Below are 25,018 nucleotides of genomic sequence, written 5' to 3'. Positions count from 1 at the left end.
AAAGGGGGGATGATAGGGGCGGAGAATGTCTAAGCCCCAAAACTGTGACTCATTTCTATAAAATTAGGGGTGTTATTTTTTAATTAAAAATAAGTTGCGGTGATATCGAATAAAAATTCGCCATACTCGACCAGTAAACTTCAGATTTTACCTACATGGTCGTTATATAATAGAGCGGAGTACGCCAAAGATGGCGCAATTATACCCCGAGTTAGAATTTTGCAGATTTTCCCAAGCGCGGAAAGTCTCGGTGAGCACTGACCTAAAAAGAGGCGGTTTATGAGTAGTATGGGCATTGCTATTACAGCAACTGGCCTTTCACTCATCCTGATATTTGTTTGGATGATCTCGTTGTCGATGCGTAAGCAACGTCTAGAGGCAGAGAGGAAAGCGCGTGAAGTGGCGTATCGCAAGGCGATGCAAAAAGCGCGCGAACAAGAACGTAAAGAGCGTGAGTTTAAGGCGGAGACCGGTCATATTCCGACAATTCTCTATTTAGCGAAAGAGTCAGAGCGAGACAATCTCAAGCGCGCTCTGTATTGGTACGACAAAGCTGCCAAACTGGATAACGTCACAGGTATGTATGGTGTGGTGCGTTTGGCTGAGCGAATGCGTGAAGATGTTATCTTAAGAGAGCAAGCGAATTTTTGGCGTACTGCGATTGCCGGTATGGAAGGTGATATCGACGCGAAATTTGCAACGGGTAAGGCACTTTTGTCTGGACGTGGTACCGAGAAGAATATTCCCAAAGGGCATCAACTCATCGAAATGGCAGCAGATGAGGGTTGTATTCCTGCCATGTTGTATATGGGGGAATGGCAGTTATCACCGGAGAATACGGCAGGGCGTAGTGCTGATGCTTTGTTCTGGTTTATGAAAGCTGCCGAGCAAGACAGTGCTGAAGGTAAAATCCAAGTGGGTTTGTGTTATCTAAGAGGCACTGGCACTGATAAAAGCATGGTGAAAGCGTGTTATTGGCTTGAAAGAGCGGCGGAGAGTGGCAGCGCAGAGGCAATGTTTCACGCGGGAGAAGCGTGGAAAGATACCGGTAAAACAGGCAATGCGATTGCTTATATTTGGCTGTTTTTATCCGCGAACATGGGCTATGAGCCAGCACGTGTCGTTCGTGATGAAGTCGCAAGCAACATCGGCGTGGATGTTGTAGTGGGGCTGCAATCTATCGCTAAACCGCTGCAGAGGAAGCTCGCATCTGGTTTCGTCAAAAAGCACTCTATCATTCGTGCGTTAAACAAGGTCTACAAACGTGAACCTTACTTCCCAGATCAAGATGAACTCAATGAGTTGCTGAGTGAAGAACATCATGAAGAAGAAAGTTTGCTTGATGGCGCACCAGAGCTGAACTTTGATGCTGAGGTTCCACCACAGCAAGAGTTTGCTTCTCCACCCAAGCAACCATCAAAAGAAGTGCTCGACTTTACTCAGAACTTCTTACAGCCACAGAATCTCAACAAGCCTCATTCGTGAGGCTTTTTTATTGCCCGTGTTATAAGAAATTCCACCAAGTGCATATACCCAAGCATCTCTTAGGTATAAAGAGGTGAGTGATCTTTATGCAATTTTTCAACAGAAATCCATCACTTAATCACCTATCGTTATATAAATCGACAAATAGAGGGAAATCCCCCCTTGTTGGAAATACACGAATTAAGCTCCAATCCAATATTATTGATTAGCCAATAAAACGGCTATGAAAATAATTTGTTAGCTTAATTTGTGTTGATCTATCTAGATTCATTACTTTAACTAATATTAGCTATTAAGTTTTATATTACTAAATCTTAATTTCTATTTTCGGTTTTCTATTATCTCTATTGATCTTTAACTTAATTGAGCGCAATATACCCAAAAATAAAATAGCGCACACTCTGCGTATAAATACAGTAAGAAGCAACCTGTTATTATCCTTTTCAACATAAAGGGGCAAACTCACGCTCTTTTTATGTCTATTAGAGATTTGTGTATGTTGAGAATCATTAGTGCAGATAAGTTCATCTCTTCAAGGTTTATCTTGGAATACAGCAAAGTGGAATTTGCATCTTTGTTGGGAGTTTCCGTTGCTAAGATAACCAATATAGAGAATGGCAAAACATCGATTCCTCCGGTGTATGATTATGCCATCAACCACTTGCTCAGTGAGCACCCGTTTAAAGACAGCGCTGTTGAGGCTCTAAGCTCGCATGAAACGCTGAACTTCGCCCGTCGTGTGGATGTAAACAGTAAGGTGCAGCGCTTGTCTTGTAAGCGCTGTGACAGTCGAAGGTTACATGTTATGGCTGGCATGAGTGGTCTGTACTTTGTGGAATGTATGGACTGTAAGCACACCATGTACTCGTCTGGAATCGCGGTGAAACGGTATCAATTGTGGTCGAATAATGGCGTGAGGCTCGATAGCCATTTGTTTGATTAAACTGGCTCTCGCTGCTATCAAAGTAAAACCAACAAAGTAAAACAATAAAGTAAAAAGCCATCAGCAGAAATGTTGATGGCTTTTTGTTTATACCCAAGTAACCTCGATATGCTAGGTTCAGCGAGACTGACTTGGTTTGTAGACGCGGCGGCGATTTAAAGGTTTAGTGGATCTAAATCAAGAATCGGCAACAAAGTATACAAGCCAAGGCAGCTCGCCCTTTGGGAGCGTGTCATTGACCCGATTGCTGCGTCAAACAACTTGGAAAGAGCTGGCTATTACACTGCGTTGTTTTCCTTGCTCTCGAATCAATGACAACGCGCTGAACCCTGCATCTTGAAGTTACTTGGGTATATAGTTTATAAATTGTTAAATATAAGCGTAATTATTGTTTGTATTTAATCTATTAAATCAAAGTGATTAAATATAGAGTGATGAAAATCGCAAAATTTTATTTTCTTTTGATTCCTTTTTTAATAATAACTGGTGAGGTCACATAATTCTTCACCTAAATTCAATTTAAGCCAAAATCTAATATCATTGGCTTATCGAAAGGAAAGTGATAAAGATCGCGAAATTTTATTTCGAGAAAATAAGAGTTTTAATTATGAACTAATAATCACGAAATTTGTTTTTTGAATTTTAAATATTAATTTCGTTTGTAATATCTGTGCTTGTCGTCTTTACAGAACAAATAAGAGATATTTCAAATGAAACGTTTAATTATCGGTGTTAGTAATTACATGCCAGAAGACTTCAGTTTATTATCTGAATCTTTGGATGAGCAATTTAACCGAACTTTAAAACCACTTGAGCACGTCGAATTAACTGACGTTGGCGCTGCAATTATTACTTCTGCAGATATTAAGGCTGGTCTACACAAAATTATTTCTGAAACGGGTTATGGCATTCCGGTTTTCTTGGTCACAGATGAAAACCCAGTTTCAGCAGAAGATTACGTATGGTTAACCGGCGTTATCGATTTGGAAAGACAGTCAATTGAATACTACGGTCGCCAAATCAATGAGGCTGTCACCAAATACGAATGTCGCCTACTTCCACCTTTCTTCAAACAATTGACTCACTACGTGGAAATGGGCAACTCTGCATTTGACTGTCCAGGACACCAAGGCGGTCAGTTCTTCAAAAAACACCCAGCAGGTAAACAGTTCTACGATTTCTTTGGTGAAAACCTATTCCGTAGTGACTTGTGTAACGCGGACGTTGATTTAGGTGACTTGCTGATCCACGAAGGTTCTGCTCACCAAGCTCAAGCACACGCAGCAAAAGTGTTCAACTCAGACAAAACCTACTTCGTACTTAACGGCACTTCGGCTTCAAACAAAGTGGTTTGTAACGCGTTAGTGACCGAAGGTGATTTGGTGATGTTTGACCGTAACAACCACAAATCAAACCACCACGGTGCATTGATCCAAGCGGGCGGTATGCCAGTTTACCTAGAAACAGCACGTAACCCTTGGGGCTTTATCGGTGGTATGGATGAGCACTGTTTTGATGAAGAATACATCCGTGCTCAAATTGCGAAAGTGTCGCCAGAGCGTGCTCGTGATGAACGTCCATTCCGTCTTGCGATCATCCAATTGGGTACTTACGACGGTACCATCTACAACGCACGTTACGTGATGGATAAGATTGGTCATCTATGTGACTACATCCTATTCGACTCTGCATGGGTGGGCTACGAGCAGTTCATTCCTATGATGAAAGACTGTTCTCCACTGCTACTGGATCTGAAACCAGAAGATGCGGGTGTGATTGTGACTCAGTCTGTTCACAAGCAACAAGCAGGCTTCTCTCAAACATCGCAAATCCACAAAAAAGACCACCATATCAAAGGTCAGGCTCGCTACTGTAACCACAAACGCTTCAACAACGCGTTTATGATGCACGCGTCAACTTCACCATTCTACGCGCTGTTCTCAGCATTGGATGTGAACGCGAAGATCCACGATGGTGAAGCGGGTCTACGCCTATGGCGTGATGCGGTTAAGACTGGTATCGAAGCACGTAAAGAAATCCTGAAAAGTTGTGAGCTGATTCGTCCGTTCATTCCTGACCAAGTGGATGGTCAACCATGGGGCAGTTACGACACCGATCTTATCGCAACCAATAAGAAGTTCTTCATGTTCGAGCCAGACGCAAGCTGGCATAAATTTGAAGGCTACGGCGAAGGTCAGTACTTCGTTGACCCATGTAAATTGCTACTCACTACAGCAGGTATTGCTGAAGATGGTAGCTACGCAGACTTTGGTATTCCTGCAACGTTATTGGCTAACTTCCTACGTGAGAACGGCATCATCCCTGAGAAGTGTGACTTGAACTCTATCTTGTTCCTTCTCACTCCAGCAGAGGACATGGGTAAGATCCGTCATCTTGTGGCGCAAATTAACCGCTTCGAGAAATTTATTCGTGATGATGCGCCGCTAAACATCGTGCTTCCTCGCGTTTACGAAGCGAACAAAGAACGCTACCGCGGCTACACCATCCGTCAGCTATGTCAGGAAATGCATGACATGTACAAAGAGCTGAACGTGAAACAGCTACAAAAAGCGATGTTCCGTAGCGAATACTTCCCAACTATGGTGCACAAACCAGATGTGGCAACACGCAAATACTTCCGCGGCGAGTGTGATTACTTGCCTCTGAAAGAAGCGGTAGGTCGTGTCGCAGCAGAAGGTGCGCTTCCTTACCCTCCAGGCATTATCTGTGTGATCACGGGCGAAATCTGGACTCAACAAGTGGTCGATTACTTCTTATCTCTAGAAGAAGGCATCAACCGATTCCCAGGCTTCGCACCAGAGATTCAAGGTGTATACCTAGAAGACGTCAATGGTCGCACCACCGCCCATTGCTACGCCCTTAAAGATTAATCTACCCCGTTCGCATCGTGACTTGATTGTCGCGGTGCGAACCGTTTATTCGTGGAGAATAATTTATGAGTACTGAAACCAAAAAAATGTCGGTGGTGCAGCTAACCATTCTGACATTCATTAACATGGCTGGCTCGGGCATCATTATGCTGCCAAGTAAGCTGGCGCAAGTGGGCACGATTTCGATTCTATCTTGGCTGATTACTGCGGCGGGTTCATTGGCTCTTGCCTATGTATTTGCAAAGTGTGGTCGCTTTAGTAAACGTGACGGTGGTATGAACGGCTATGCGTCGTACGCGTTTGGTAAATCGGGTGCGTTTATGGCGGGTTGGACCTACGGCTTGTCGTTGTTGATTGCCAACATCGCGATTGCGATAACCTGTGTGGGCTACGGATCTGCGTTTTTTGAAGTGACCTTGTCGCCAGTAGAGACCTGTCTGTACACCATCGCTATCCTTTGGATTTGTACCTTCGCTAACTTTGGTGGTGCGAAGATTACTGGTCAAATCGGCTCGTTTACAGTCTGGGGCGTTATCCTTCCTGTGTGTTCTTTGGGTATCGTTGGGTGGTTCTACTTTAGCCCAACCATGTACGTAGAAGCGTGGAACCCACACCACCTACCATTTGGTGAAGCGGTAAGTGCGTCGATCGCGATGACACTTTGGGCATTCCTAGGTCTTGAATCGGCTTGTGCGAACTCAGAAGCGGTAGAAAACCCAGAGAAGAACGTACCAATCGCAGTATTGGGCGGTACGCTGATTGCGGCAGTGGTTTACATTGTTTCAACCAACATCTGTTCTGGTATCGTAGCGAACTCTGAGCTTGCTGCATCTACAGCGCCATTCTCAACAGTATGGACAGTGATGCTAGGTTCTACGGCGGGTAAAGTGGTTGCGGGTATGGCAGTTCTTGCTTGTGCAGGTTCACTACTGGGTTGGCAGTTCACTATCGCGTCAGTATTCAAATCATCTTCAGATGCAGGCTTCTTCCCGAAACTGTTCTCACAAGTTGATAAACGCGGTACACCAATCAAAGGCATGGTGGCTATCACGGTTATCCAATCGGTGCTTTCTTTAATGACTATCTCGCCAACATTGAACGAGCAATTTGAAGCGCTGGTTAACCTGGCGGTAGTGACTAACGTCATTCCTTACATTCTATGTATGGGCGCAATCTTCATCATGCAGCAAGTGGCGCACGTGCCTGAGCGCGAGATGAAGACAACGAACATCATCGCTCTGATTGGTTCTCTGTACAGCTTCTATGCGTTGTACGGTTCTGGCTACGAAGCCATGATGTGGGGCTCTATCGTTACCTTCCTAGGTTGGAGTGCGTACGGTCTGATCGCTTCCAAACACGAACCTCTCGTGAACTAAGTTTTTTCAATCGAGCCTTCCCATACGCGGTGTGGAGGGCTCTTTTGCTTTTATCCATAACCTTTTGATTTGAAACACTAGGTAAGTTGAGGACACAACACCACTCATAACGTGAAAACTCATTTTCGACAATTGGGGGACGAAAGATGATTAGCCAACCTGTTAAAATCGGTGACGATACCGTCGTAGTCATTCCAAGCGTGATCCTGACTGAGCTCGGGATAAGGGAAGGGGACACCCTCGAAATTGCGCTCAATAAAGACAAAATGGAAATTAAGAAAATGGTACTGAAAACCAGCTCTCCAATCGATTCGAGCGAAGAAGGCTAGAATTGAGTTAGAGAATCTTGGTTTGTCGGATACACTACTGGTTTCGCAAATCTGGCGCTCGCCGCTGTCTTTGAACTATTGATAACAACAAGAAGAGGTCTGGTACTATGCAAGGTATCCTCTCTATACAATCTCATGTTTCTTTTGGTCACGCTGGTAACAGCAGTGCCGTTTTCCCAATGCAACGCATGGGCTTTGAAGTGTGGCCTATTCACACGGTTCAATTCTCTAACCACACCCAGTACCAAGAAGGTTGGACGGGGCGTGCGTTCTCGGCTGATGACATCAGCGAACTGGTTCGTGGTCTTGGCAACATTGGTGCGCTAGAAAAGTGCCAAGCGGTTCTGACTGGCTATCAAGGCAGTGCTGAGCAATGTCTGGCAGTTGAAGAAACCGTCTCCAAAGTAAAACAAGCAAACCCAGACGCACTTTATGTGTGTGACCCAGTGATGGGCGCGCCAGATAAAGGCTGTATTGTGGCGCCGGGTATTGCAGAAAACTTGTTAAACCGTCTGATGCCAATGGCAGATGTGATCGTGCCTAACCAGTTCGAGTTAAGCCAATTTGCAGAGATGGAAATTCATACGCTGGATGATGCGATCAACGCTTGTCAGCGTGCACTAGCAAAAGGTCCTAAAGTGGTGTTGGTGAAACACCTTTACTGTTTGTCTGACGATAGCTTCAATATGTTACTTGCGACGCAAGAAGGCACTTATTTAGCGAAGCGCCCTCATTTTGAATTTGCTAAAGCCCCCGTCGGTGCAGGTGATTTGATCTCGGCGATTTTTACCGCTGGCTTGCTGAAAGGCTGGACGCCAAAACAAGCCTTCCAACACTGCCACGACGCGTGTTACGGCGTACTTAATGCGACTTACCAAGCGGGCGAATGGGAACTGCAAACCATCGCAGCACAACAAGAGTTCGTTGAGCCGAGCAAGCACTTCCCATTGGAAGAAGTGACATTAAGTTAAGTCTTATCATTGGTAGGAAAGAGGGAGCACAGTGCTCCCTTTTTTGATCTTCATTAACAGCCAGTGGTGTCAATTCTAAAGCTGTGTCCATCAACGCCTTTGCTGTCCATTCGATAGTAGGCGTAACACTGATTTGCCATCAGTGCCTTTGGTGATTCGTCACTGCCGTAACCGACAATTGAATAACGATTGTTTTCGATAAAGACCAAGTCTGCTTGTTTCATCTCATCAGTGATGGTCAGATTGTCGAAAAATCCAACTTGCTCACCACACTCACTCTGAGTCTCTGGATAACCGTTGTAGAAATCTTGATAGCCAAGAGCTGTCAGGACGCACTGGTTTGCGCCTCGGTCCTGCTTAAACGCTTTTGCATTGTTGTGTAGGAGCGAGACGTAATACTGCATGTCAGCGAACAGAACTTGGATTGCAGCACTACGGGCAGCAGAAGTACGTTGGTTAGAATAATGGACTGTGGCTATGGTTAACCCTCCGAGTACCACGGCGGTCAACAGCCACTCTTTTGCTGAGAATCCAGACAACAATCTCATTGGTTTTTACCCTATGTACAACTCAACCATATGCGTAACTGAGCGGGATTCTACGCATCGATTTTCGAAAATTTAAGGGCAAATAGCGTGTTTCAGAAAAACCTGACAGAAACTTGAAGTACGATCAAAGTATGAAAAGAGGAGCGTATTGCTCCTCTTGATTTTTGGATTAGTTTGGTGTCGGCATGGGAATAAGGCTAGGTGATACAATCAGTTGGGCTTCCGTCGCCGCTTGTACATCTTCAACGGAAAACTCCGGTGCGAGTTCGGTTAACATCATGCCTTTACCGGTGATTTCGAACACGCCCATTTCAGTGACAATCAAATCTACCTGACCCACAGCGGTCAGCGGTAAAGTGCAATGCTTAAGCAGTTTTGGATTGCCTTTCACCGTGTGTTCCATGGCGACAATAACTTTCTTTGCGCCGACCACAAGATCCATTGCGCCGCCCATTCCAGGCACCATTTTGCCCGGAATGATCCAGTTGGCAAGATTGCCACGTTCATCCACTTGCAGTGCTCCGAGCACGGTTGAATCCACGTGACCACCGCGAATGATGGCAAAAGAGTCCGCGCTATTAAAGTAGCAAGAGCCTGCTATAGCGGTGATGTTTTGTCCGCCGGCATTGACCAGATCAGGGTCGATTTCTGCCTCAGATGCCAGCTTATCAATGCCAATTAAGCCATTTTCCGCTTGCAGTAATAGCTCGACGTCTTTGTCTACTTCATTGGCAACCAACGTTGGTAGACCGATTCCTAGGTTAACGATGTCGCCATCTCTCATCTCTTGAGCAACGCGCCATGCAATGCGGCGGCGAACGACTTCTTTATCTAATTGTGCAGTCATTAGTTGTCCTCCACTAAGATGTAATCGACGTACAAACTTGGGGTATGCACGGCTTCAGGCTCAATATCGCCCAATTCCACAATCTGCTCTGGTTCCACCACCACGGTTTCCGCCGCAGTTGCCATTAAAGGATTAAAGTTCTGAGTGGTTTTGCTATAGAAAACGTTGCCACGACGGTCAACTTTAGATCCACGAATCAGTGCTAAATCGGCCTTCAGTGGCATTTCCAAGAGATATTGTTTGCCGTCAACTTCAATCAAGCGTTTATTCTCTGCGACGATGGTGCCAAGTCCTGTTGGTGTTAGTACGCCACCCAAACCTGCGCCAGCACTGCGAATGCGTTCTGCCAATGTACCTTGAGGAACAAGCTCCACTTCAAGTGTGCCTTCATTCATTTGTTTGCCCGTTTCGGGGTTAGTGCCGATGTGCGAGGCATACAGTTTCTTCACGCGTTTTTCCGCGATAAGTCGACTAGAACCTCGACCCGGTGAGCCTGTGTCTGTGCTGATTAAGGTAATGTTTTTGATGTCTTTTTTGATCAACAAGTCAATTAAACGTTCTGGTGCGCCTGTTGCCATAAAGCCGCCAATCATGATGGTCATGCCGTCGTGCAATAGGCTTTCAATTTGCTCTGTAGTGGCTGCTTTTTTCATGTTTTTCGTGTTCATGAGAGGCTCCTTCTAACAACGTTTCAAAATTAACGCCGTGCCCATGCCACCGCCGATGCACAGTGATGCCAAACCGTAATCACGGCGAGTGCGTTGCAGTTGATAAACCAAGGTGGTCACAATGCGGTTACCTGATGCGCCGATTGGGTGACCAAGTGCAATGGCACCGCCACTTAAGTTACTGCGTTCTAGCAGCCACGCTTCATCGATATTGTGTTGCTCGGTAAGGGAGCGAACCACGCCAAGTGCTTGCGCAGCAAAGGCTTCGTTAAGCTCAAAAACGTCGATATCTTCAATCGCCATTTCGGCTTTGGCTAAGGTATTGGCAATCGCAGACACCGGACCTAAGCCCATCACCTCTGGGGCGATAGCACCTTGTCCGTATTCGATGAGTTCAGCTATTGGCTTGAGGTTATGGCGTTTTACGGCACTTTCTGAAGCGAGCAAAATTGCGGATGCACCATCATTAATACCGGATGCATTGCCTGCGGTAACGCTGCCTTCTTTATCGAATGCAGGACGCAGTGCTTGTAGACCTTCAAAGGTGCTGTCGGCTTTCGGATATTCATCGTTCTTTACTTCGAATTGGCGCTTGCGATCCACTATCGTAATTGGCGCAATTTCTGCTTCAAAATGACCATTTGCTATCGCGCTGATCGCTTTACGTTGGCTTTGTAAGGCAAAGGCATCTTGGTCTTCTCGGCTGATTTGGAATTGCTTGGCGATGTTTTCTGCCGTAACACCCATGTGGTAATTGTGGAAGGCATCTGTCAAACCATCTTTGATGATGCTGTCTTCTTGGAGTTGATGACCCATGCGATAACCGCGACGAATCTGACCGGAAGAGATGTATGGTGCGTTGGACATACTCTCCATACCACAAGTAAGCACTAGTTCTGCGTCGCCCGCTCGAATATGGCTTGCACCGTCCATGATGACTTTCATCCCACTGCCACAAATCATATTGAGTGTGTAAGCCGGAACGGATTCTGGAATGCCTGCCTTCATTGCGGCTTGGCGACCCGGTCCCATGCCTACGCCTCCAGTAAGTACGTTGCCAACAATCACTTCATCGATTTGTTCTGGGGCAATGTCCACTTGTTCCAAGGCTGCCTTGATGGCATGAGCGCCCAGTTCAACACTAGACAATGACGCTAATGAGCCATTAAAGCTGCCAATTGGGGTGCGCTTTGCCGCCACAATAAAGATTCGTTCCATACCGCTGTTTACTCCGTAATCGTTCTGTCATAACCAGTGTAGGGAGTGCGATGTGGTCGCGATATAGCCAGGAATTCAAAGCCGCTTTGCGAAAATGCAAAGTACAAACGAGGCGCAAATCACGAACTTTTACCCCTACCAATCTTAAGGTGAAAAGAAATCAACTTAGGAGAAAAACACATGCTTGATCGTATTGCTTGCGCCCCATGTTGCTGGGGAGTGGAAGAGGCATCTCATGCGACCAATCCAAGCTGGGGAAAGGTGTTAATGGATGCAAGTGACAGTGGCTTTCGTGGTATTGAATTAGGACCGGATGGCTTCTTCCCTGAAGATCCTGAACTGGTGAAAAGTGCGTTTCGTGTACGTGGACTGCAGGTGTGCGCTGGCAAGGTACAAGTGCCATTTTGCGACTCTGCAAACATGTCTGCCATTTTGGAAGAAGTCGACACCGTCTGTCAGCGTTTAGATTCGCTGGGCGTAAAGAATTTACTGATCATGGAAGGCATTCATACGGAACGTTATGGCTATATCGGACAAAGCGTCACTGCACCGCGTCTGAATATGGAAAATAAACGGACCATGATTGTTAACCTTGAGCGAATTATTCGCGTGGCAAGCCAATATGGTTTGCGCTGTTTGCTTCATCCGGGCATTGGCGGCTACATCAGTTATAAAGATGAGATCGATTTTGTCATGAGTCAGATTCCCGGGACCAAACTGGGATTATGTATCGATATCGGGCATGTGTTTTTAGATGGGATGGACCCGCTAGGGATCATTCGTCAGTACGGATCACGCATCGAGCATATTCATGTTAAAGATATATCGACGGACAAATTGAGACTAGCTATCCGTGATAAGTTGGAATGGGTTGACGCCTATAGTAAAGGATTGATCACTCCCTTAGGGGATGGCGATATCAAGCTGCAACAAGTGATGAGTGCACTTAAAGCAGCCGACTATCAAGGTTGGATCGTGGTCGAGCATGAGCACGGCACCGCAGACGTGAGTCAGGTTTCGCGTGATTTAAAACGCAGTCGCGATTATCTCGCTCAGATTGTGGCGTGATTCGAAACTAGATGATGAAAAGGCAGTAATGATGCTCAGCGATCCTTGGTTCTATCTTTTGGCGATTCCTGCGGTGCTAATTTATGGCATTGGTAAAGGTGGGCTCGGTGGAGCGCTGGGCATTTTGGCTGTTCCTATGATGGCGCTGGTGATACCGCCAACACAAGCGGCGGCGATTTTATTGCCGATTCTATTGGTGATGGACGCATTTGCGGTGCGTCATCATTATCGAAATGCCGATGTTCGAGTGCTCAAAACTATGTTGCCGGGGGCTTTGCTTGGGGTGGTATTAGCGGGGTTATTTTTGAGTATCACTCCAGAGTCGGCGTTGAAGATCACCGTTGGCGTGCTGTCTTTGCTGTTCTGTTTTCAGTATTGGCTAAGTGGTGAAACTCCATCTCAATCAGGGAAGTTAGGCGCTTGGGTTTGGAGTACTCTGAGCGGTTTTTCCAGTACCGCAATTCATGCTGGTGGCGGTCCTGCGAGTATCTATTTACTGCCGTTGAAACTGCCTAAAATCAACCTAATAGCGACCATGGCACTGTTGTTCGGCATAGTGAATGTAGCGAAACTCGTACCTTACATTTGGCTTGGCGAGTTTGATTCGACCAACTTAATGACTGCGCTGGTGTTAATTCCACTCGCGCCTGTTGGCGTTAAAATGGGCGTGTATCTTTTGCATCGCGTCAGTCAGGAAAAAATTTATCAGCTCTGTTACCTGTTCTTGTTTCTTTCAGGCGCCAAGCTGACTTTCGATGGCGTGAGCACTTTATTGTTTTAACTCCAATCCGACTCAACAAGGTTTTTCCAATAAGAACTCTTTGAACTTTATTGCCACTGGAGATGCAGTTTTGGGTGAATGGTAATACAGATTCAAACTCCAAATACTGGTCTCATACTCTTCCAATAGTGGTACCAACTCGCCTTTCTCGACTGCTTTTTCGGTGACGAATTGCGGTAAGTAGGCGACACCAGCTCCTTTTAAGGAGCCACTTAGTAATAGGTCGCTGTCGTTCACCTCGATTGTTTTTGGCACTTTGAGTACCATGTTTTCCACACCTTGGCGGAAGATCCAATCATTGCTGCCCGTCAGTGTGGTTGCAATTAAGCAAGCGTGGTCTCGTAGTGCTTCTGGATGTGTGGGCAAGCCATGTTTTTCTAGGTATTGCGGCGAAGCCACGACGATAAACGGGCACTGCATCAGCTCGCGTTTCACCAGTAATAAATCTTTTTCACGGTAGCCTTGGAAGTTGGCATTGGCACTGATCATTAGGTCACAAGTACTGGCGTGATCCAATGCCCAAGGAGTGACGTTGATGTTGAAGGTCACCTTTGGGTTGAGTTTGGAATACTCGGCGATTTTATCCATCAGATAGTGATTGGCATAGACGGGCGTGCACGCGATGTTGATGTGACCTTTTTCGCTGTCTTGGAAGTCTTCTAACTTGCGACTGATGCGCTCTGCGCTGTCGACTAAAGGAGAAAACTCTTCGTATAAGGTTTGCCCCGCTTGAGTGGCTTCCAATAACCGATTCGAGCGGCGACATAAGGTCGTACCGAAGTGTTGCTCCAGTTCTTGCAGCCAACGGCTTCCTGCGGAGACCGAAATGTTGAATTTTCGTGCTGCGGAGGAGATAGACCCAGAGCGGATCACATAGACAAAGAACGCCATTTTATCGAGCATGAGTTTTGCCTCCAAAGCAAAAAGGGAACAAGTGCGATCACCTGTTCCCTTTGTAAAACATTAAGTTATCTTATGCACGTGCTTCAGTCGCACTTCCAGATACTTTTTTACCCAGTTTTTTCGCCATCGCTTCTTCCATTTTCTCTAAGCTGACGCCTTTCGTTTCAGGCACATACTTAACTACGATGACCATACAGATGAGTGACAAGACGCCGAATAACCAGAAGCTAAATGCGCCATTGAATTGCTCTTTTAAGTAAGGGTTTTCGTTTAGCATTGGGAAAGATTGCGTCACGATGAAGCCTGTAAACCATTGTGCGCCGACGGCGATGGCCATGGCACGAGAGCGAATGCTGTTCGGGAATATTTCTGAAATCATGGTCCAACATGCACAACCCCATGATGTCGCGTAAGACACTACGTACAAACACAATGCGAACAGTGCTGCGTAGCCTTCGGTTTGTTGGTAAAGCACATAGCCGACCACGAACATACCAAATGCACAACCAAAGGTACCGTATTTCATTAATGGTAGACGACCTACTTTATCAATCAGGTACATACCAAGTGCGTTACCACCGATAAAGACAATGCCGACAAAGGTAGTTTGGAACAGCGCGTTTTCTGTTGAGCCAGTGATCGGTTTTAAGATCTCAGGTGTGTAGTACATGATCACGTTGATGCCTGTTAGCTGTTGAGCCGCCGCAACGAACGTACCAATCACTAAGATGGCGAACAATAATGGCGAACGCAGGCTGACTTTGTTCTTCTTCGCACCGACGGTTTCTTTCAACGACTCTTGGATCTCTTTGATCAAACGATCTGCGTGTTTCGGGTTTGAGATACGAGATAACGTCTCTTTGGCATCGTCTACTTTGCCTTTCAAAACCAGCCAACGTGGTGATTCTGGGATGAGGAACAACAACATTGCGAAAAGCGCGGCAGGAATCACTTCAGAGCCAAGCATCCAGCGCCAGCCCATATCCACTAACCAAGCCTCTGACATGCCTTTTGCGATGAGGTAGTTGACGTAAAACACACCCGTTTGACCGATAACTGCCGATTGCTGGAACATGCTCACCGCACGACCTCGGAAGTCTTTTGGTGCGACTTCTGACATATACATTGGTGATACCACACAAGCCAAACCTACAGCTACGCCACCGACGATACGTAGAACCACATAGAAAGAGAAAGTTTGAGCGAGTGCAGAGCCAATGGCGGATATGATGAAGAGAATGGCGGCGATGAAGAGGGTGTTGCGTCGACCGTATTTTAGGGCTGCCCAGCCTGCGCTGACCGCACCGATGATACTACCTAATACTACGCTGGATACGGCCCAGCCAGTTTGAGCTGGTGACAGTCCGAAGTAATCACGGATTGGACCAATTGCGCCAGAGATAACAGCAGTGTCGTAACCTAATAAGATGCCTCCGAGCGCAGCGATACAACAAATCCTAACGATGTAGGCGATATTGTGCTTTCGAGCTTCGGCCTTGGATGTAGCTTCCATTGTTTTTTCCTTTATTAGATCCCCAAGCTTTCCTTTAACCATCGAATAAGATCAAGTTGGGTAGCGGCCAATACTCTGTTTTGTAGGGTACGAGTATTGGGTATCTATATTGCCGACTTTTAATGTTTATTAGATGTATGAAAATTATTTTTCATTTGTCGGTTGCGTTTATCATATTTACTCTTTTGTTATTCGACTAGGTGTCTGTTCGTTTTTTATCCTAAAGTGTTACCCAAATCAAAAAATGAAAAACATTTTTCATTTTTAAATGTCAGTATAAATTATTGAAAATAAAGGTTTTAAATAAAATGAGATCTGGCGCAAGTTTGCTTGTAGGGCTTGCTGTGATTGGCTTTTTTCATGATTTAACAATTTGATGACATCGATTTCATGTTGTGAAAAATATTTTTCATTTAAAGTTTTTTTCGCTAATGTAATTTCCAGTGAAACGAAATCGGTGAAAGAAAAGCATCTATAAAAACCACGCTTTTACTTCACGACATTTATTAAATAACGGAAACATTGTCGGAGAATAAAAATGAGCAACGTGCAATATGGAATTAGCCCACTGACTTGGACAAATGATGACATGCCAGAACTGGGCGGCGATATCCCATTGGAAACGTGTCTAAGTGAAATGGCAGAAGCTGGTTTCACTGGTACAGAGCTAGGTACTAAGTACCCACGTGAGCCAGAAGTTCTAATCCCTCTACTAGAAAAACATGGCCTAGTGCTCGCTTCTGGCTGGTACAGCGGCAATCTAATGAAGCTGACTGCGGAAGAAGAAATCGCAGCGATGCAAGAGCACATCAAATTGCTTAAGGCTGCTGGCTGTAAAGCAATGGTGTTCGGTGAAGTGAGCAACACGGTTCACGGCGACATCAACACGCCACTTTCTCAACGCGTGATCCTTACTATGGACGAGTGGAAAACCTACTGCGCGAAGTTAACTCAAGTTGCTGAATACCTGCTAAACGAGCACGACATTAAACTCTCTTTCCACCATCACGTTGGCACCATCTGTGAAACCGAAGATGACATCAACATCATGATGGAATTCACCGGCGAAGCGGTTTACCTAACTCTAGATACGGGTCACATCACTTACGGTGGTGGTAATCCAGTGACCATGATCAAACGTTGGGGTCACCGCATTGGTCACATGCACTTTAAAGATCTTCGTCTAGAAGTGATGAAAGCCGCACGTGATGCAGACAAATCATTCCTAAACGCAGTGCTTGATGGCGTATTTACTGTTCCTGGTACAGGTGACGTGGATTACGACGACGTATTCGCAGCACTGAAAGAGCGCAACTACCAAGGCTGGTTGCTGGTTGAAGCAGAGCAAGACCCAGCGAAAGCGCATCCATTGACGTACGCGAAAACGGCTTACGAGAACATCACAGACTACGCGAAGAAATACGGTCTATAAGAGCACAAGTAAGGAAGGGGAGATTCGTCTCCCCTGTATCAAGCCGTGGAGACAACGCGGCTACAAAAATGATTGATACTACCGGGGAAGACAATGAAAACTGTACGCCTAACTGTTGCAGAAGCGCTAGCTCAGTACCTAGCCGCACAAATGATTGAAATTGATGGTAAAAAAGAACAGCTATTTGGTGCAGCATTCGCCATCTTTGGTCACGGTAACGTGACGTGCTTTGGACAGCAGCTAAAAAATATCGAAGACAAAATTCCGACTTGGCGTGGTCAAAATGAGCAGTCGATGGCAACAGCGGCAATCGCGTATGCCAAAGCGAACTTACGTCGTCGCATCGGTATCGCGACCAGTTCAATTGGTCCGGGTGCAACCAATATGGTTACCGCAGCAGGTATCGCGCACACAAACCGTTTACCAGTGCTTTTGATTTCTGGTGATGCTTACGTTAGCCGTCTGCCAGATCCTGTGCTTCAACAGCCAGAGAATTTCTACGATCCTTCGATCACTTGTAACGATGCGTTCAAACCGCTAACACGTTACTGGGATCGCATTATCTCGCCAACGCAATTGATGCACTCATTGCCTCAGGCTATTGACACCATGCTTGACCCAGAAACCTGTGGTCCAGCGTTTATCGGCTTACCACAAGATATTCAGGGCGTAGCTTACGATTTCCCTGAAGTCTTCTTCCAAGAAAAAGTACACCGCATTCGTCGTCCAGAGCCAGAAGTGGCAGATCTAGAGGATGCAAAAGCGGCGCTGCTTAGCGCGGAACAACCTTTGGTTATCTCTGGCGGTGGCGTGCATTACTCACTAGCAACGGACGAGTTGGCTGCCTTTGCGAAAAAGCACAACATCCCTGTGGTTGAGACCATTGCTGGTCGCGCCACGATGCTGCAAGACAATCCTCTAAACGCAGGTCCAATCGGCGTGACAGGTTCAGACTCTGCAAACTACATGGCAGCGCATGCGGATGTGGTGTTGGCTGTGGGTACTCGCTTACAAGACTTCACGACAGGCTCTTGGTCGGTGTTCAAGAACCCAGATATGAAGCTAGTTACCATCAATACTGCACGTTTTGATGCCATTAAACATCGTGCTATTCCAGTTAAAGCAGACGCAAAACGTGGCTTAGTTGAGCTGTCTAACCTACTGGGCGATTTCCGTAGTAGTGACGAGTGGGCGGCAACGGCGAAAGCGCAAGCGGATGAATGGAAAGCCGTGGTGCATCGTCGTACTCATCCTCAACCAGGCGACCTACTCGACGGTACGTCTTCTTATGCAGAAGTGATTGGCAAGCTCAACAAATCTATGCAGCCGGGCGACACCGTACTTACGGCAGCGGGTGGCTTACCAGCAGAGCTTGCGATGAACTGGCAGAACTACCAAATTGGTAAGTTCGACATTGAATTTGGCTTCTCTTGCATGGGTTATGAAATCGCAGGTGGCTGGGGCGCGAAAGTTGCGAATCCAGATAACGATGTGGTTGTGCTCGTCGGCGACGGCTCTTACCTGATTCAAAACTCAGACATCTACTCGTCAGTTCTGACGGGTCACAAGATGATTGTCGTGGTATGCGACAACGGTGGTTTCGCGGTGATCAACAAGCTGCAAAACAATACGGGTAACGAGTCGTTCAATAACCTATTGGAAGACTGTCGCCGTCCTGATGGCGAGGTAGCTCGCGTGGACTTTGCTAAGCATGCCGAAGCGCAAGGCGCAATCAGCGAGAAGCTGACCTCAATCGACCAGTTTGATGACGCATTCCAACGCGCTAAAGAAGCCGACCGTACTTACGTGATTGTGGTCGACATCGACCCAGTATCGCCAATGGCTTGGTCTAAGTGTGATTGCTGGTGGGAAGTGGGTCTTCCTCAAGTGACACGCAATGATGACACCGCTGAGAAAGTGGCGGCATGGGAAGAAGGCAGAGCAGCGCAACGTGCCGGCGTTTAAGCCCAAACCGATTTATGTATCAAAACATCCAGCTTTAAAACAGATTTCAACAATTCGATTTATAGGCTCTCAAGCAAGAGCCTATCAAGGAGTCAAACATGTTTAATGAAGAACGTCATTTTGAACAACCAATCCGTTGGGCAATGGTCGGCGGTGGTCGTGGCAGTCAGATCGGTTACTCGCACCGTAATGCGGCGCAGCGCGATGGTTTGTTCAAATTGGTCGCTGGTGCATTCGATTTGGATGCGGCTCGTTGTCGTGATTTCGGTGAGAACTTAGGTCTAGATGGCGACCGTTGCTACGCAAATTACAAAGAGATGTTTGAGAAGGAAGCGCAACGCGAAGATGGCATTCAAGCTGTTTCGGTAGCAACGCCAAACTCAACTCACTACGAAATTTGTAAAGCAGCACTGGAAGCCAACTTGCACGTGGTGTGTGAAAAACCAATCACCTTCACGACGGAAGAAGCAGAAGAGCTCAAACAGATCGCAGCAGAGCGCAATCGCGTGATTGGCGTGATGTACGGTTACAGCGGTTTCCCAATGGTTCAGCAAGCGCGTGAAATGGTGAAGCGTGGTGATCTGGGTGAGATTCGTGTGGTGAACATGCAGTTTGCTCACGGCTTCCACAACGAAGAATACGAGAAAAACGATCCAGGTTTGAAATGGCGCGTCAGCCCAGAAGTCTCAGGTCCAACTTATGTTCTGGGTGATGTGGGTACGCACGCTTTCTACCTGTGTGAAGTGATGACGGGTCTTGAAATCGACCGTCTGTCTTGCATGCGTCAAAGCTTCATCAAGTCACGTGCTCCGCTCGAAGATAACGCTCACATCATGATGCAATTCAAAGATGGCGCAGTCGGTACGCTTTGGGCGTCGGCAGTGAATGCAGGTTCGATGCACCAACAAAAAATCCGCATCGTCGGTTCGAAAGCGTCCATCGAATGGTGGGATGAGCAACCAAACCAACTTCGTTTTGAAGTGCAAGGCGAAGCACCACGCATTCTAGAGCGTGGCATGGGCTACCTATACCAAGATGCACCGGGTGTGGCTTCTAACCGTGTTGGTGGTGGTCATGCAGAAGGTTACTTCGAGTCATGGGCGAACTTGTACCACCGTTTCGCGTTGGCATTCGATGCGGCTGACCGTGATGACCAGCAAGCGCTGTCTGAAATTTGGTTCCCAGGTATCGATGCAGGTATCGAAGGCGTGCGCTTATGCGAGAAGTGTGTGGAATCGGCAGACCAGAACGCCGCTTGGGTTGACTACAAATAATAGGAACAGACGATGACAAACATTGCACTTGAAACAAATCGACCATTGGATGCCATCGTTTTAGGACGTGCGGGCGTAGATCTCTACGCTCGCGAAGCTAAAACCGACATGGCAGATATCTCTGGCTTCAACAAATTCGTTGGTGGCTCAGCAGCAAACATTGCGGTGGGCATTGCCAAGTTAGGCGGTAAGGTCGGCTTTATTGGCTGCGTGGCTGACGATGCATTCGGTGGTTACGTTAAAGGTTATATGACGGAGCAAGGTATCAACCTTGATGGCATGAGAACCGATGGTTCTGGTTCGCGCACCTCGGTGGCATTCACAGAGATGAAGCCAAAAGATTGCACCGTGCTTATCTATCGTAACAACGCATCGGATTTGACCATCAAGCCAGAAGAGATTGATCCCGCTTACATCGCTAGCTCAAAAGTTTTGGTTGTCACGGGAACGGCATTGTCGGAAAGCCCAAGCCGTGAAGCCACTTTGATTGCGATGCAGCACGCGCGCCGCAGCAATACCTTAGTGGTGCTGGATGTTGATTACCGCCCTTACTCTTGGCGCACGGATACCGATGCTTCGATTTACTACGGCATTGCCGCGGGTCTTTCAGACATCGTGATCGGTAACCGTGAAGAGTTCGACATGATGGAAACCGTCATTGCTCCGGGCAACACCGATGATGACCAAACGGCGGCTCGCTTCCTAACGGAGAACACCCAAGTCGTGGTGGTGAAAGCCGGTGAGCATGGTTCGAAAGTGTACGACCGTACGGGTCATAAGTTCGAGCAAGGCATTTTCCGAGTCGAAGCCAATAAGCCATTTGGCTCTGGTGACTCATTCGCTGGCGGTCTGATTTGGACGCTAGTTACTGGTGGTTCGTTAGAAGAGGGCGTACGCAACGGCACGGCAGCAGCGGCGATTAATGTCAGCGGTCACAGCTGCACAGAAGCCATGCCAACTAAGGAACAACTATTCGATTTTATTGAGACGCGAAGTTAAGCACGATTTGGTGCTTTCGGGCACCACATTGCTGCGCGTTTGGTCTCCCGGGCCGGTATGTCACTTTGAGGGTAACCAAACAGTGCGCGTACACACCATCGTGGCCCGGCTTTTTTGTTAAGCCACTTTCAGAAGGATAGGGCAGCCTCGTTTCACTACGAGCTGTGAGGAGAAAAGAAAATGGGAAAACACATTCCACCATTTGATAACAAGAATGAACCAATTATTGGTGCGAACGACGAAGTAACGCCGCTATGTTACTTCAACCAAGTGTTCTTGAATCAGAACGAAACCTTTGACCATGTTGTCGAAGGGTATGAGTCTGTCATCGTATTGGCTGGCGGCACTTGCAGCATCACCGTGACGAAAGACGGTGAAAGTGAAACGTTCGACAACATTGGTAAACGCAAATCAGTTTGGGACGGCAACCCAGAAGCGGTTTACGTACCACTTGGCTACCGCGCGACCATTCAATGTGTGAGCGACAAAGCTGACGTTATGATTGCAGGTGGTAAGTTTGAAGCGTCACTGGAGCCTTTCTGTGTTCGCGAAGAGAACGTAGATATGGTGCAATATGGTTCGGATGACACCAAAACACACCGCAAAATCAAACACGTGCTGGGTCAATCCAACGCAGACAAACGTGGTCGCTTATTGGTGAGTGAGCTATTCACCGTTGGTGCAGGTGGTTGGTCTGGCTTTCCACCACACAAGCACGATGAAGATCGTGTTAAGCCTGATGGCAGCAAAGAAACCCTTTATGAAGAAGTGTACCAATTCCGCTTTAACCCAGATTTCGGCTTTGGTGCGCAGTTTCTATACGAGCATGAAGACGACTTTGGTCCGGTTTACCATGTGCGCACTGGCTCTGTGATCGCCATCGACAAAGGTTATCACCCAAGTGTGGCGGCGCCGGGTTATGAAATGTATTACTTCACCATCATCGTTGGCAAAACAGAGAAATCTTTGATTCAGCATTTTGATCCGCACCACGAATACCAAGTGGAGACGATCCCTGGCATCAAAGACATGATCGCGAAATTTAAGTAGGGGAATCATCATGTTGGTAAATTTGAATGACCTATTGCCGGAGGCTGCGGCGTCTAACTACGCTGTCCCTTGCTTTAATGTGTTCGGCTTTGAAGATGCACGTGCTGTTGTTGAAGCGGCAGAGCAAGTGAACAAACCTGTAATTCTGGCGTGTAATAAAGACGTTGTGGACTTTTATGGCGTCGAAACCGCTGCGGCGATGTTCCTAAATCTAGCGCATAAGAGCACGGTGCCTGTCGTGCTTCACCTTGACCACACTTACGAAGAAGACATCGTCTTTCGCGCGCTTAAAGCTGGGTTTAGTTCTGTGATGTTTGATGGTTCGCAACTGACGTTGGACGAGAACATTGCTCGCACTAAGAAAGTCGTTGAAGTGGCGCATGCTCTAGGAGCATCGGTAGAGGGGGAAATTGGTTCGGTGCCTTACGAAGAAGGTCGCGACCACATAAAATCTATCTACACAGAACCGGAAGATGCGGCGCGCTTTGCAGAAGAGAGTGGCGTAGATTGTGTCGCAATTTCTGTCGGTAATGTTCACCGCTTAACCGAGCCCACTTGTACTATCGATTTTGGTCGCCTAGACCGTATCGCAAATGCTGTGGCTGTGCCGTTGGTGATTCATGGTTCGAGTGGTATTCGCGATGAAGACATGCTCAAGCTGAAGCAAAGTCGTGTGTCCAAGTTCAATATTGGCACCTGTTTGCGTCAGGCTCTGGGTCATAATCTTCGCGATTACATGAATCAGGAACCGCAAAAGTTTGACCGTATTTACTTCATGCAAAAGGCGATGCCGTACGTGAAAGAAGAAGCGGTACGAAACTTTGAATTATTATCTTAAAATAGCAGCCCCTTTTGTTACTATAAGGGGCCTCTATCTCCAAGCGTTCATTGATAGGAGAGCAGTATAACTATGGATGTTGAAGTGAAAGCACCTGCAGATTTAGACACACTAAAAGAGTTAATCGCAAAGCGTTACGACAGTTTGAGCGGACGTTTGCAGCAAGTCGCGGATTTTGTAACCGACCAGCCGATGCTGGTGGCGGTAGAAACCATGGCGACCATTGCCAAGCAAGCCAACGTACCATTGTCGACCTTGAGTCGATTCTCTAATGCGATGGGCTTTGATGGCTTCACTTCTATGCAAGTACTGTTTCGCGATCAGTATTTGAATCGTCCGAGAGACTACAAAGAGCGCGTTCGTAAAGCTCGTGAGATGGAGGACGTCCCACATGACTCGCCTCAAGCCATCTTCCAAGATTTCGGACACGCAAACATTGAAGCACTAGAACAGCTTCAAATGTCGGTCTCTCCACAAAAACTGGAACGTGCAGTGGCTCTGATGGATGGAGCAGAAACCATCTACATCCAGGGGACTCGTCGCGCTTACCCAGTGGCCTTCTATCTTTGGTACGCCCTCATGAAATCCGACAAGAGTGTAGTGCTCTTGGATGATCACGGTGGCATGTTGTCTCCGTTAACTCGACGAATGAACGAAAAAGACGTTCTGTTTGCTATCACCTTCAATCCATACGCGGAAGAAACCAGCCAACTGATTGATGATGCTTGCAAAAAGAACGTACCGATTGTCTGCATTACTGATAACCAAATGACGCCTCATGGCAGCAAAATGGATGTCTGTTTTGAAGTGCAAGAAGGCGAATTGATGGGCTTCCGTTCGCTCAGCAGCTCCATGTATTTGGCGCAGGCGATTGCGGTGAGTCTGATTTGTCGAGAAGTGAAGTAACTTCATCGCTCAGTAATCTCAAATAGGGACGCGATCCTGCGAGCGAATAAGCAGTAAAGCGCGCAGATTTTTCCATACCTTTGTCCACTGATTAAGTGCAACTTAGCGGTTGCGCTGCGGGTTTGCTCGAGCTGAATTCGGCTTATGTCCTGCAATGTACAGGGCAGTGAGAAGAGGTAAATCTGATGCGTTTTGCTCTACATGGCATGTGCTCTCTGCACAGCAATATCCTATCTGATGTCCGACTTGCCAAAGAAACTGGCTACCAAGGGCTCGAAATTCACACCGAAAAACTCTGGCGTTATATTCAAGCTGGCTTCTCCGCTGAGCAACTCAAACAACGTATGGATGAGTTTGGCATTGTCCCAACGGCGATCGACATCATTGGCGCGGTTGAAGTGACAGATAAAGCCAGCCAACGTCAATTGTTCCAAGATTCAGAAACGCTGTGCCGTTTTGCGCAAGCCGTGGGTGCACCTACCATCCAGCTCAATGCTTTTGAGGCATTAAATGGCTTAACTAAAGAGCAAAACATCGAACTCACGGCACAGAACATTCGCCAGATTGTCGACATTGGTAAGAGCTATGGCATCCGTTTCCAATATGAAGGCGCGGCTTGGACTCCAATCGCCAAATTGGAAGATTACTTCCGCCTGTACGACGCCGTCGGCCGCGACAACTTTGGTTTTGTTCTGGATACATGGCACTTATGGGCATGTCGCGGAGCAACGTTGGAACAAGTGGCAAATATCGATGCCGAGCTGATTTTCAACGTGCACTTGTCTGACGGTAAGCGTCCTGCACCGGGCGAAGCTTGGCCTGATGAGCGCGCTCTACGTGGTTACTTACTAGGGCAAGGTGAAGTGCCATTGAAAGAGTGGGTCGATGCGATTCGACAAACGGGTTACGACGGATTCTACTCTGGTGAATTCCTCAACGACCAACTCTGGGAAGGGGATTATTACGATATCGCCGCAGATATGTTGGCGGGTATGAAGCATCAATTCGACTAG

22 protein-coding genes are annotated in these 25,018 nt (G+C 47.0%); 16 read left to right on the top strand and 6 right to left on the bottom strand.

Going from position 1 to position 25,018, the window contains the following annotated elements:
- Positions 1-279: 279 nt before the first annotated feature.
- The 6 genes from NL647_RS08370 (at position 280) to pdxY (ending at position 7,995) form a co-directional block, all read left to right on the top strand.
- Complete coding sequence (locus NL647_RS08370; protein ID WP_005447367.1) at positions 280-1,485, top strand: tetratricopeptide repeat protein; 1,206 nt, start codon at positions 280-282, stop codon at positions 1,483-1,485.
- Positions 1,486-1,981: 496 nt separating this feature from the next.
- Complete coding sequence (locus tag NL647_RS08365; RefSeq protein ID WP_005447369.1) at positions 1,982-2,428, top strand: helix-turn-helix transcriptional regulator; 447 nt, start codon at positions 1,982-1,984, stop codon at positions 2,426-2,428.
- Positions 2,429-3,138: 710 nt separating this feature from the next.
- Complete coding sequence (gene speF, locus NL647_RS08360) at positions 3,139-5,319, top strand: ornithine decarboxylase SpeF (RefSeq protein ID WP_005429232.1); 2,181 nt, start codon at positions 3,139-3,141, stop codon at positions 5,317-5,319.
- 65 nt (positions 5,320-5,384) lie between these two features.
- Positions 5,385-6,695 (top strand): putrescine-ornithine antiporter, encoded by a 1,311-nt coding sequence (gene potE, locus NL647_RS08355; RefSeq protein WP_005447372.1) that lies wholly within the window; start codon positions 5,385-5,387, stop codon positions 6,693-6,695.
- Positions 6,696-6,841: 146 nt separating this feature from the next.
- Entirely contained in the window at positions 6,842-7,024 is a 183-nt protein-coding gene (locus NL647_RS08350; RefSeq protein WP_005447373.1) for an AbrB/MazE/SpoVT family DNA-binding domain-containing protein, read from the top strand.
- A gap of 107 nt (positions 7,025-7,131) precedes the next feature.
- Positions 7,132-7,995 carry a pyridoxal kinase PdxY gene (gene pdxY / locus NL647_RS08345; protein ID WP_005447374.1) on the top strand — a complete coding sequence of 288 codons (864 nt, stop codon included), beginning with the start codon at positions 7,132-7,134 and terminating at the stop codon, positions 7,993-7,995.
- Between the two features lie 53 nt (positions 7,996-8,048).
- Here pdxY and NL647_RS08340 read toward each other — a convergent pair whose 3' ends face one another.
- From NL647_RS08340 to NL647_RS08325, 4 genes are all read right to left on the bottom strand, one after another.
- Positions 8,049-8,543 (bottom strand): type IV pilin, encoded by a 495-nt coding sequence (locus NL647_RS08340; protein ID WP_253649984.1) that lies wholly within the window; start codon positions 8,541-8,543, stop codon positions 8,049-8,051.
- A gap of 169 nt (positions 8,544-8,712) precedes the next feature.
- Positions 8,713-9,390: a 3-oxoacid CoA-transferase subunit B gene (locus NL647_RS08335; protein WP_053053514.1), complete on the bottom strand. Its 678-nt coding sequence runs from the start codon at positions 9,388-9,390 to the stop codon at positions 8,713-8,715.
- Complete coding sequence (locus NL647_RS08330; RefSeq protein WP_274880027.1) at positions 9,390-10,043, bottom strand: CoA transferase subunit A; 654 nt, start codon at positions 10,041-10,043, stop codon at positions 9,390-9,392. The genes NL647_RS08335 and NL647_RS08330 overlap by 1 nt, the downstream gene beginning before the upstream one ends.
- A 27-nt stretch (positions 10,044-10,070) precedes the next feature.
- Positions 10,071-11,276: an acetyl-CoA C-acetyltransferase gene (locus tag NL647_RS08325; protein ID WP_253649982.1), complete on the bottom strand. Its 1,206-nt coding sequence runs from the start codon at positions 11,274-11,276 to the stop codon at positions 10,071-10,073.
- 180 nt (positions 11,277-11,456) lie between these two features.
- Here NL647_RS08325 and NL647_RS08320 point away from each other — a divergent pair, with 180 nt between their 5' ends.
- Together NL647_RS08320 and NL647_RS08315 are read left to right on the top strand one after the other, a co-directional pair.
- Positions 11,457-12,344, top strand: coding sequence for a TIM barrel protein (locus NL647_RS08320; RefSeq protein WP_045486129.1), 888 nt, complete (start codon positions 11,457-11,459; stop codon positions 12,342-12,344).
- Positions 12,345-12,375: 31 nt separating this feature from the next.
- Complete coding sequence (locus tag NL647_RS08315) at positions 12,376-13,125, top strand: sulfite exporter TauE/SafE family protein (RefSeq protein ID WP_253650114.1); 750 nt, start codon at positions 12,376-12,378, stop codon at positions 13,123-13,125.
- A gap of 12 nt (positions 13,126-13,137) precedes the next feature.
- On the opposite strand, the gene NL647_RS08310 is transcribed toward NL647_RS08315, so the two are convergent.
- Both NL647_RS08310 and NL647_RS08305 read right to left on the bottom strand, forming a co-directional pair.
- Entirely contained in the window at positions 13,138-14,028 is an 891-nt protein-coding gene (locus NL647_RS08310; RefSeq protein WP_253649981.1) for a LysR family transcriptional regulator, read from the bottom strand.
- Positions 14,029-14,098: 70 nt separating this feature from the next.
- Positions 14,099-15,541 (bottom strand): sugar porter family MFS transporter, encoded by a 1,443-nt coding sequence (locus NL647_RS08305; protein ID WP_005447390.1) that lies wholly within the window; start codon positions 15,539-15,541, stop codon positions 14,099-14,101.
- 538 nt (positions 15,542-16,079) lie between these two features.
- Here NL647_RS08305 and iolE point away from each other — a divergent pair.
- The 8 genes from iolE to NL647_RS08265 all read left to right on the top strand — a co-directional run bounded on the left by iolE (position 16,080) and on the right by NL647_RS08265 (position 25,018).
- Positions 16,080-16,973 (top strand): myo-inosose-2 dehydratase, encoded by an 894-nt coding sequence (iolE, locus tag NL647_RS08300; RefSeq protein ID WP_253649980.1) that lies wholly within the window; start codon positions 16,080-16,082, stop codon positions 16,971-16,973.
- A 93-nt stretch (positions 16,974-17,066) separates the two neighbouring features.
- Entirely contained in the window at positions 17,067-18,938 is a 1,872-nt protein-coding gene (iolD, locus tag NL647_RS08295) for a 3D-(3,5/4)-trihydroxycyclohexane-1,2-dione acylhydrolase (decyclizing) (protein WP_253649979.1), read from the top strand.
- A 98-nt stretch (positions 18,939-19,036) separates the two neighbouring features.
- Positions 19,037-20,212 carry a Gfo/Idh/MocA family protein gene (locus tag NL647_RS08290; RefSeq protein WP_069687872.1) on the top strand — a complete coding sequence of 392 codons (1,176 nt, stop codon included), beginning with the start codon at positions 19,037-19,039 and terminating at the stop codon, positions 20,210-20,212.
- 12 nt (positions 20,213-20,224) lie between these two features.
- Entirely contained in the window at positions 20,225-21,211 is a 987-nt protein-coding gene (gene iolC / locus NL647_RS08285; protein ID WP_005447397.1) for a 5-dehydro-2-deoxygluconokinase, read from the top strand.
- Between the two features lie 180 nt (positions 21,212-21,391).
- On the top strand, positions 21,392-22,261 hold the full coding sequence (locus tag NL647_RS08280) for a 5-deoxy-glucuronate isomerase (protein WP_069687870.1): 870 nt from the start codon (positions 21,392-21,394) through the stop codon (positions 22,259-22,261).
- 10 nt (positions 22,262-22,271) lie between these two features.
- On the top strand, positions 22,272-23,099 hold the full coding sequence (locus tag NL647_RS08275; protein WP_005437843.1) for a class II fructose-bisphosphate aldolase: 828 nt from the start codon (positions 22,272-22,274) through the stop codon (positions 23,097-23,099).
- A gap of 72 nt (positions 23,100-23,171) precedes the next feature.
- Complete coding sequence (locus NL647_RS08270; RefSeq protein ID WP_005447408.1) at positions 23,172-24,005, top strand: MurR/RpiR family transcriptional regulator; 834 nt, start codon at positions 23,172-23,174, stop codon at positions 24,003-24,005.
- A gap of 185 nt (positions 24,006-24,190) precedes the next feature.
- A complete protein-coding gene (locus NL647_RS08265; RefSeq protein ID WP_017189700.1) occupies positions 24,191-25,018 on the top strand; it encodes a sugar phosphate isomerase/epimerase in 828 nt (275 codons plus the stop codon).

It is taken from the genome of Vibrio sp. Y29_XK_CS5, assembly GCF_024181835.1.
In the GTDB taxonomy this organism is placed as follows: Bacteria; Pseudomonadota; Gammaproteobacteria; order Enterobacterales; family Vibrionaceae; genus Vibrio; species Vibrio harveyi.
This window is presented reverse-complemented; position numbering and strand designations above follow the sequence as displayed.

Coding starts and splice junctions, on each gene's coding strand:
- NL647_RS08370 (WP_005447367.1), top strand. CDS start 280: ATGAGTAGTATGGGCATTGCTATTACAGCAACTGGCCTTTCACTCATC.
- NL647_RS08365 (WP_005447369.1), top strand. CDS start 1,982: ATGTTGAGAATCATTAGTGCAGATAAGTTCATCTCTTCAAGGTTTATC.
- speF (WP_005429232.1), top strand. CDS start 3,139: ATGAAACGTTTAATTATCGGTGTTAGTAATTACATGCCAGAAGACTTC.
- potE (WP_005447372.1), top strand. CDS start 5,385: ATGAGTACTGAAACCAAAAAAATGTCGGTGGTGCAGCTAACCATTCTG.
- NL647_RS08350 (WP_005447373.1), top strand. CDS start 6,842: ATGATTAGCCAACCTGTTAAAATCGGTGACGATACCGTCGTAGTCATT.
- pdxY (WP_005447374.1), top strand. CDS start 7,132: ATGCAAGGTATCCTCTCTATACAATCTCATGTTTCTTTTGGTCACGCT.
- NL647_RS08340 (WP_253649984.1), bottom strand. CDS start 8,543: ATGAGATTGTTGTCTGGATTCTCAGCAAAAGAGTGGCTGTTGACCGCC.
- NL647_RS08335 (WP_053053514.1), bottom strand. CDS start 9,390: ATGACTGCACAATTAGATAAAGAAGTCGTTCGCCGCCGCATTGCATGG.
- NL647_RS08330 (WP_274880027.1), bottom strand. CDS start 10,043: ATGAAAAAAGCAGCCACTACAGAGCAAATTGAAAGCCTATTGCACGAC.
- NL647_RS08325 (WP_253649982.1), bottom strand. CDS start 11,276: ATGGAACGAATCTTTATTGTGGCGGCAAAGCGCACCCCAATTGGCAGC.
- NL647_RS08320 (WP_045486129.1), top strand. CDS start 11,457: ATGCTTGATCGTATTGCTTGCGCCCCATGTTGCTGGGGAGTGGAAGAG.
- NL647_RS08315 (WP_253650114.1), top strand. CDS start 12,376: ATGCTCAGCGATCCTTGGTTCTATCTTTTGGCGATTCCTGCGGTGCTA.
- NL647_RS08310 (WP_253649981.1), bottom strand. CDS start 14,028: ATGCTCGATAAAATGGCGTTCTTTGTCTATGTGATCCGCTCTGGGTCT.
- NL647_RS08305 (WP_005447390.1), bottom strand. CDS start 15,541: ATGGAAGCTACATCCAAGGCCGAAGCTCGAAAGCACAATATCGCCTAC.
- iolE (WP_253649980.1), top strand. CDS start 16,080: ATGAGCAACGTGCAATATGGAATTAGCCCACTGACTTGGACAAATGAT.
- iolD (WP_253649979.1), top strand. CDS start 17,067: ATGAAAACTGTACGCCTAACTGTTGCAGAAGCGCTAGCTCAGTACCTA.
- NL647_RS08290 (WP_069687872.1), top strand. CDS start 19,037: ATGTTTAATGAAGAACGTCATTTTGAACAACCAATCCGTTGGGCAATG.
- iolC (WP_005447397.1), top strand. CDS start 20,225: ATGACAAACATTGCACTTGAAACAAATCGACCATTGGATGCCATCGTT.
- NL647_RS08280 (WP_069687870.1), top strand. CDS start 21,392: ATGGGAAAACACATTCCACCATTTGATAACAAGAATGAACCAATTATT.
- NL647_RS08275 (WP_005437843.1), top strand. CDS start 22,272: ATGTTGGTAAATTTGAATGACCTATTGCCGGAGGCTGCGGCGTCTAAC.
- NL647_RS08270 (WP_005447408.1), top strand. CDS start 23,172: ATGGATGTTGAAGTGAAAGCACCTGCAGATTTAGACACACTAAAAGAG.
- NL647_RS08265 (WP_017189700.1), top strand. CDS start 24,191: ATGCGTTTTGCTCTACATGGCATGTGCTCTCTGCACAGCAATATCCTA.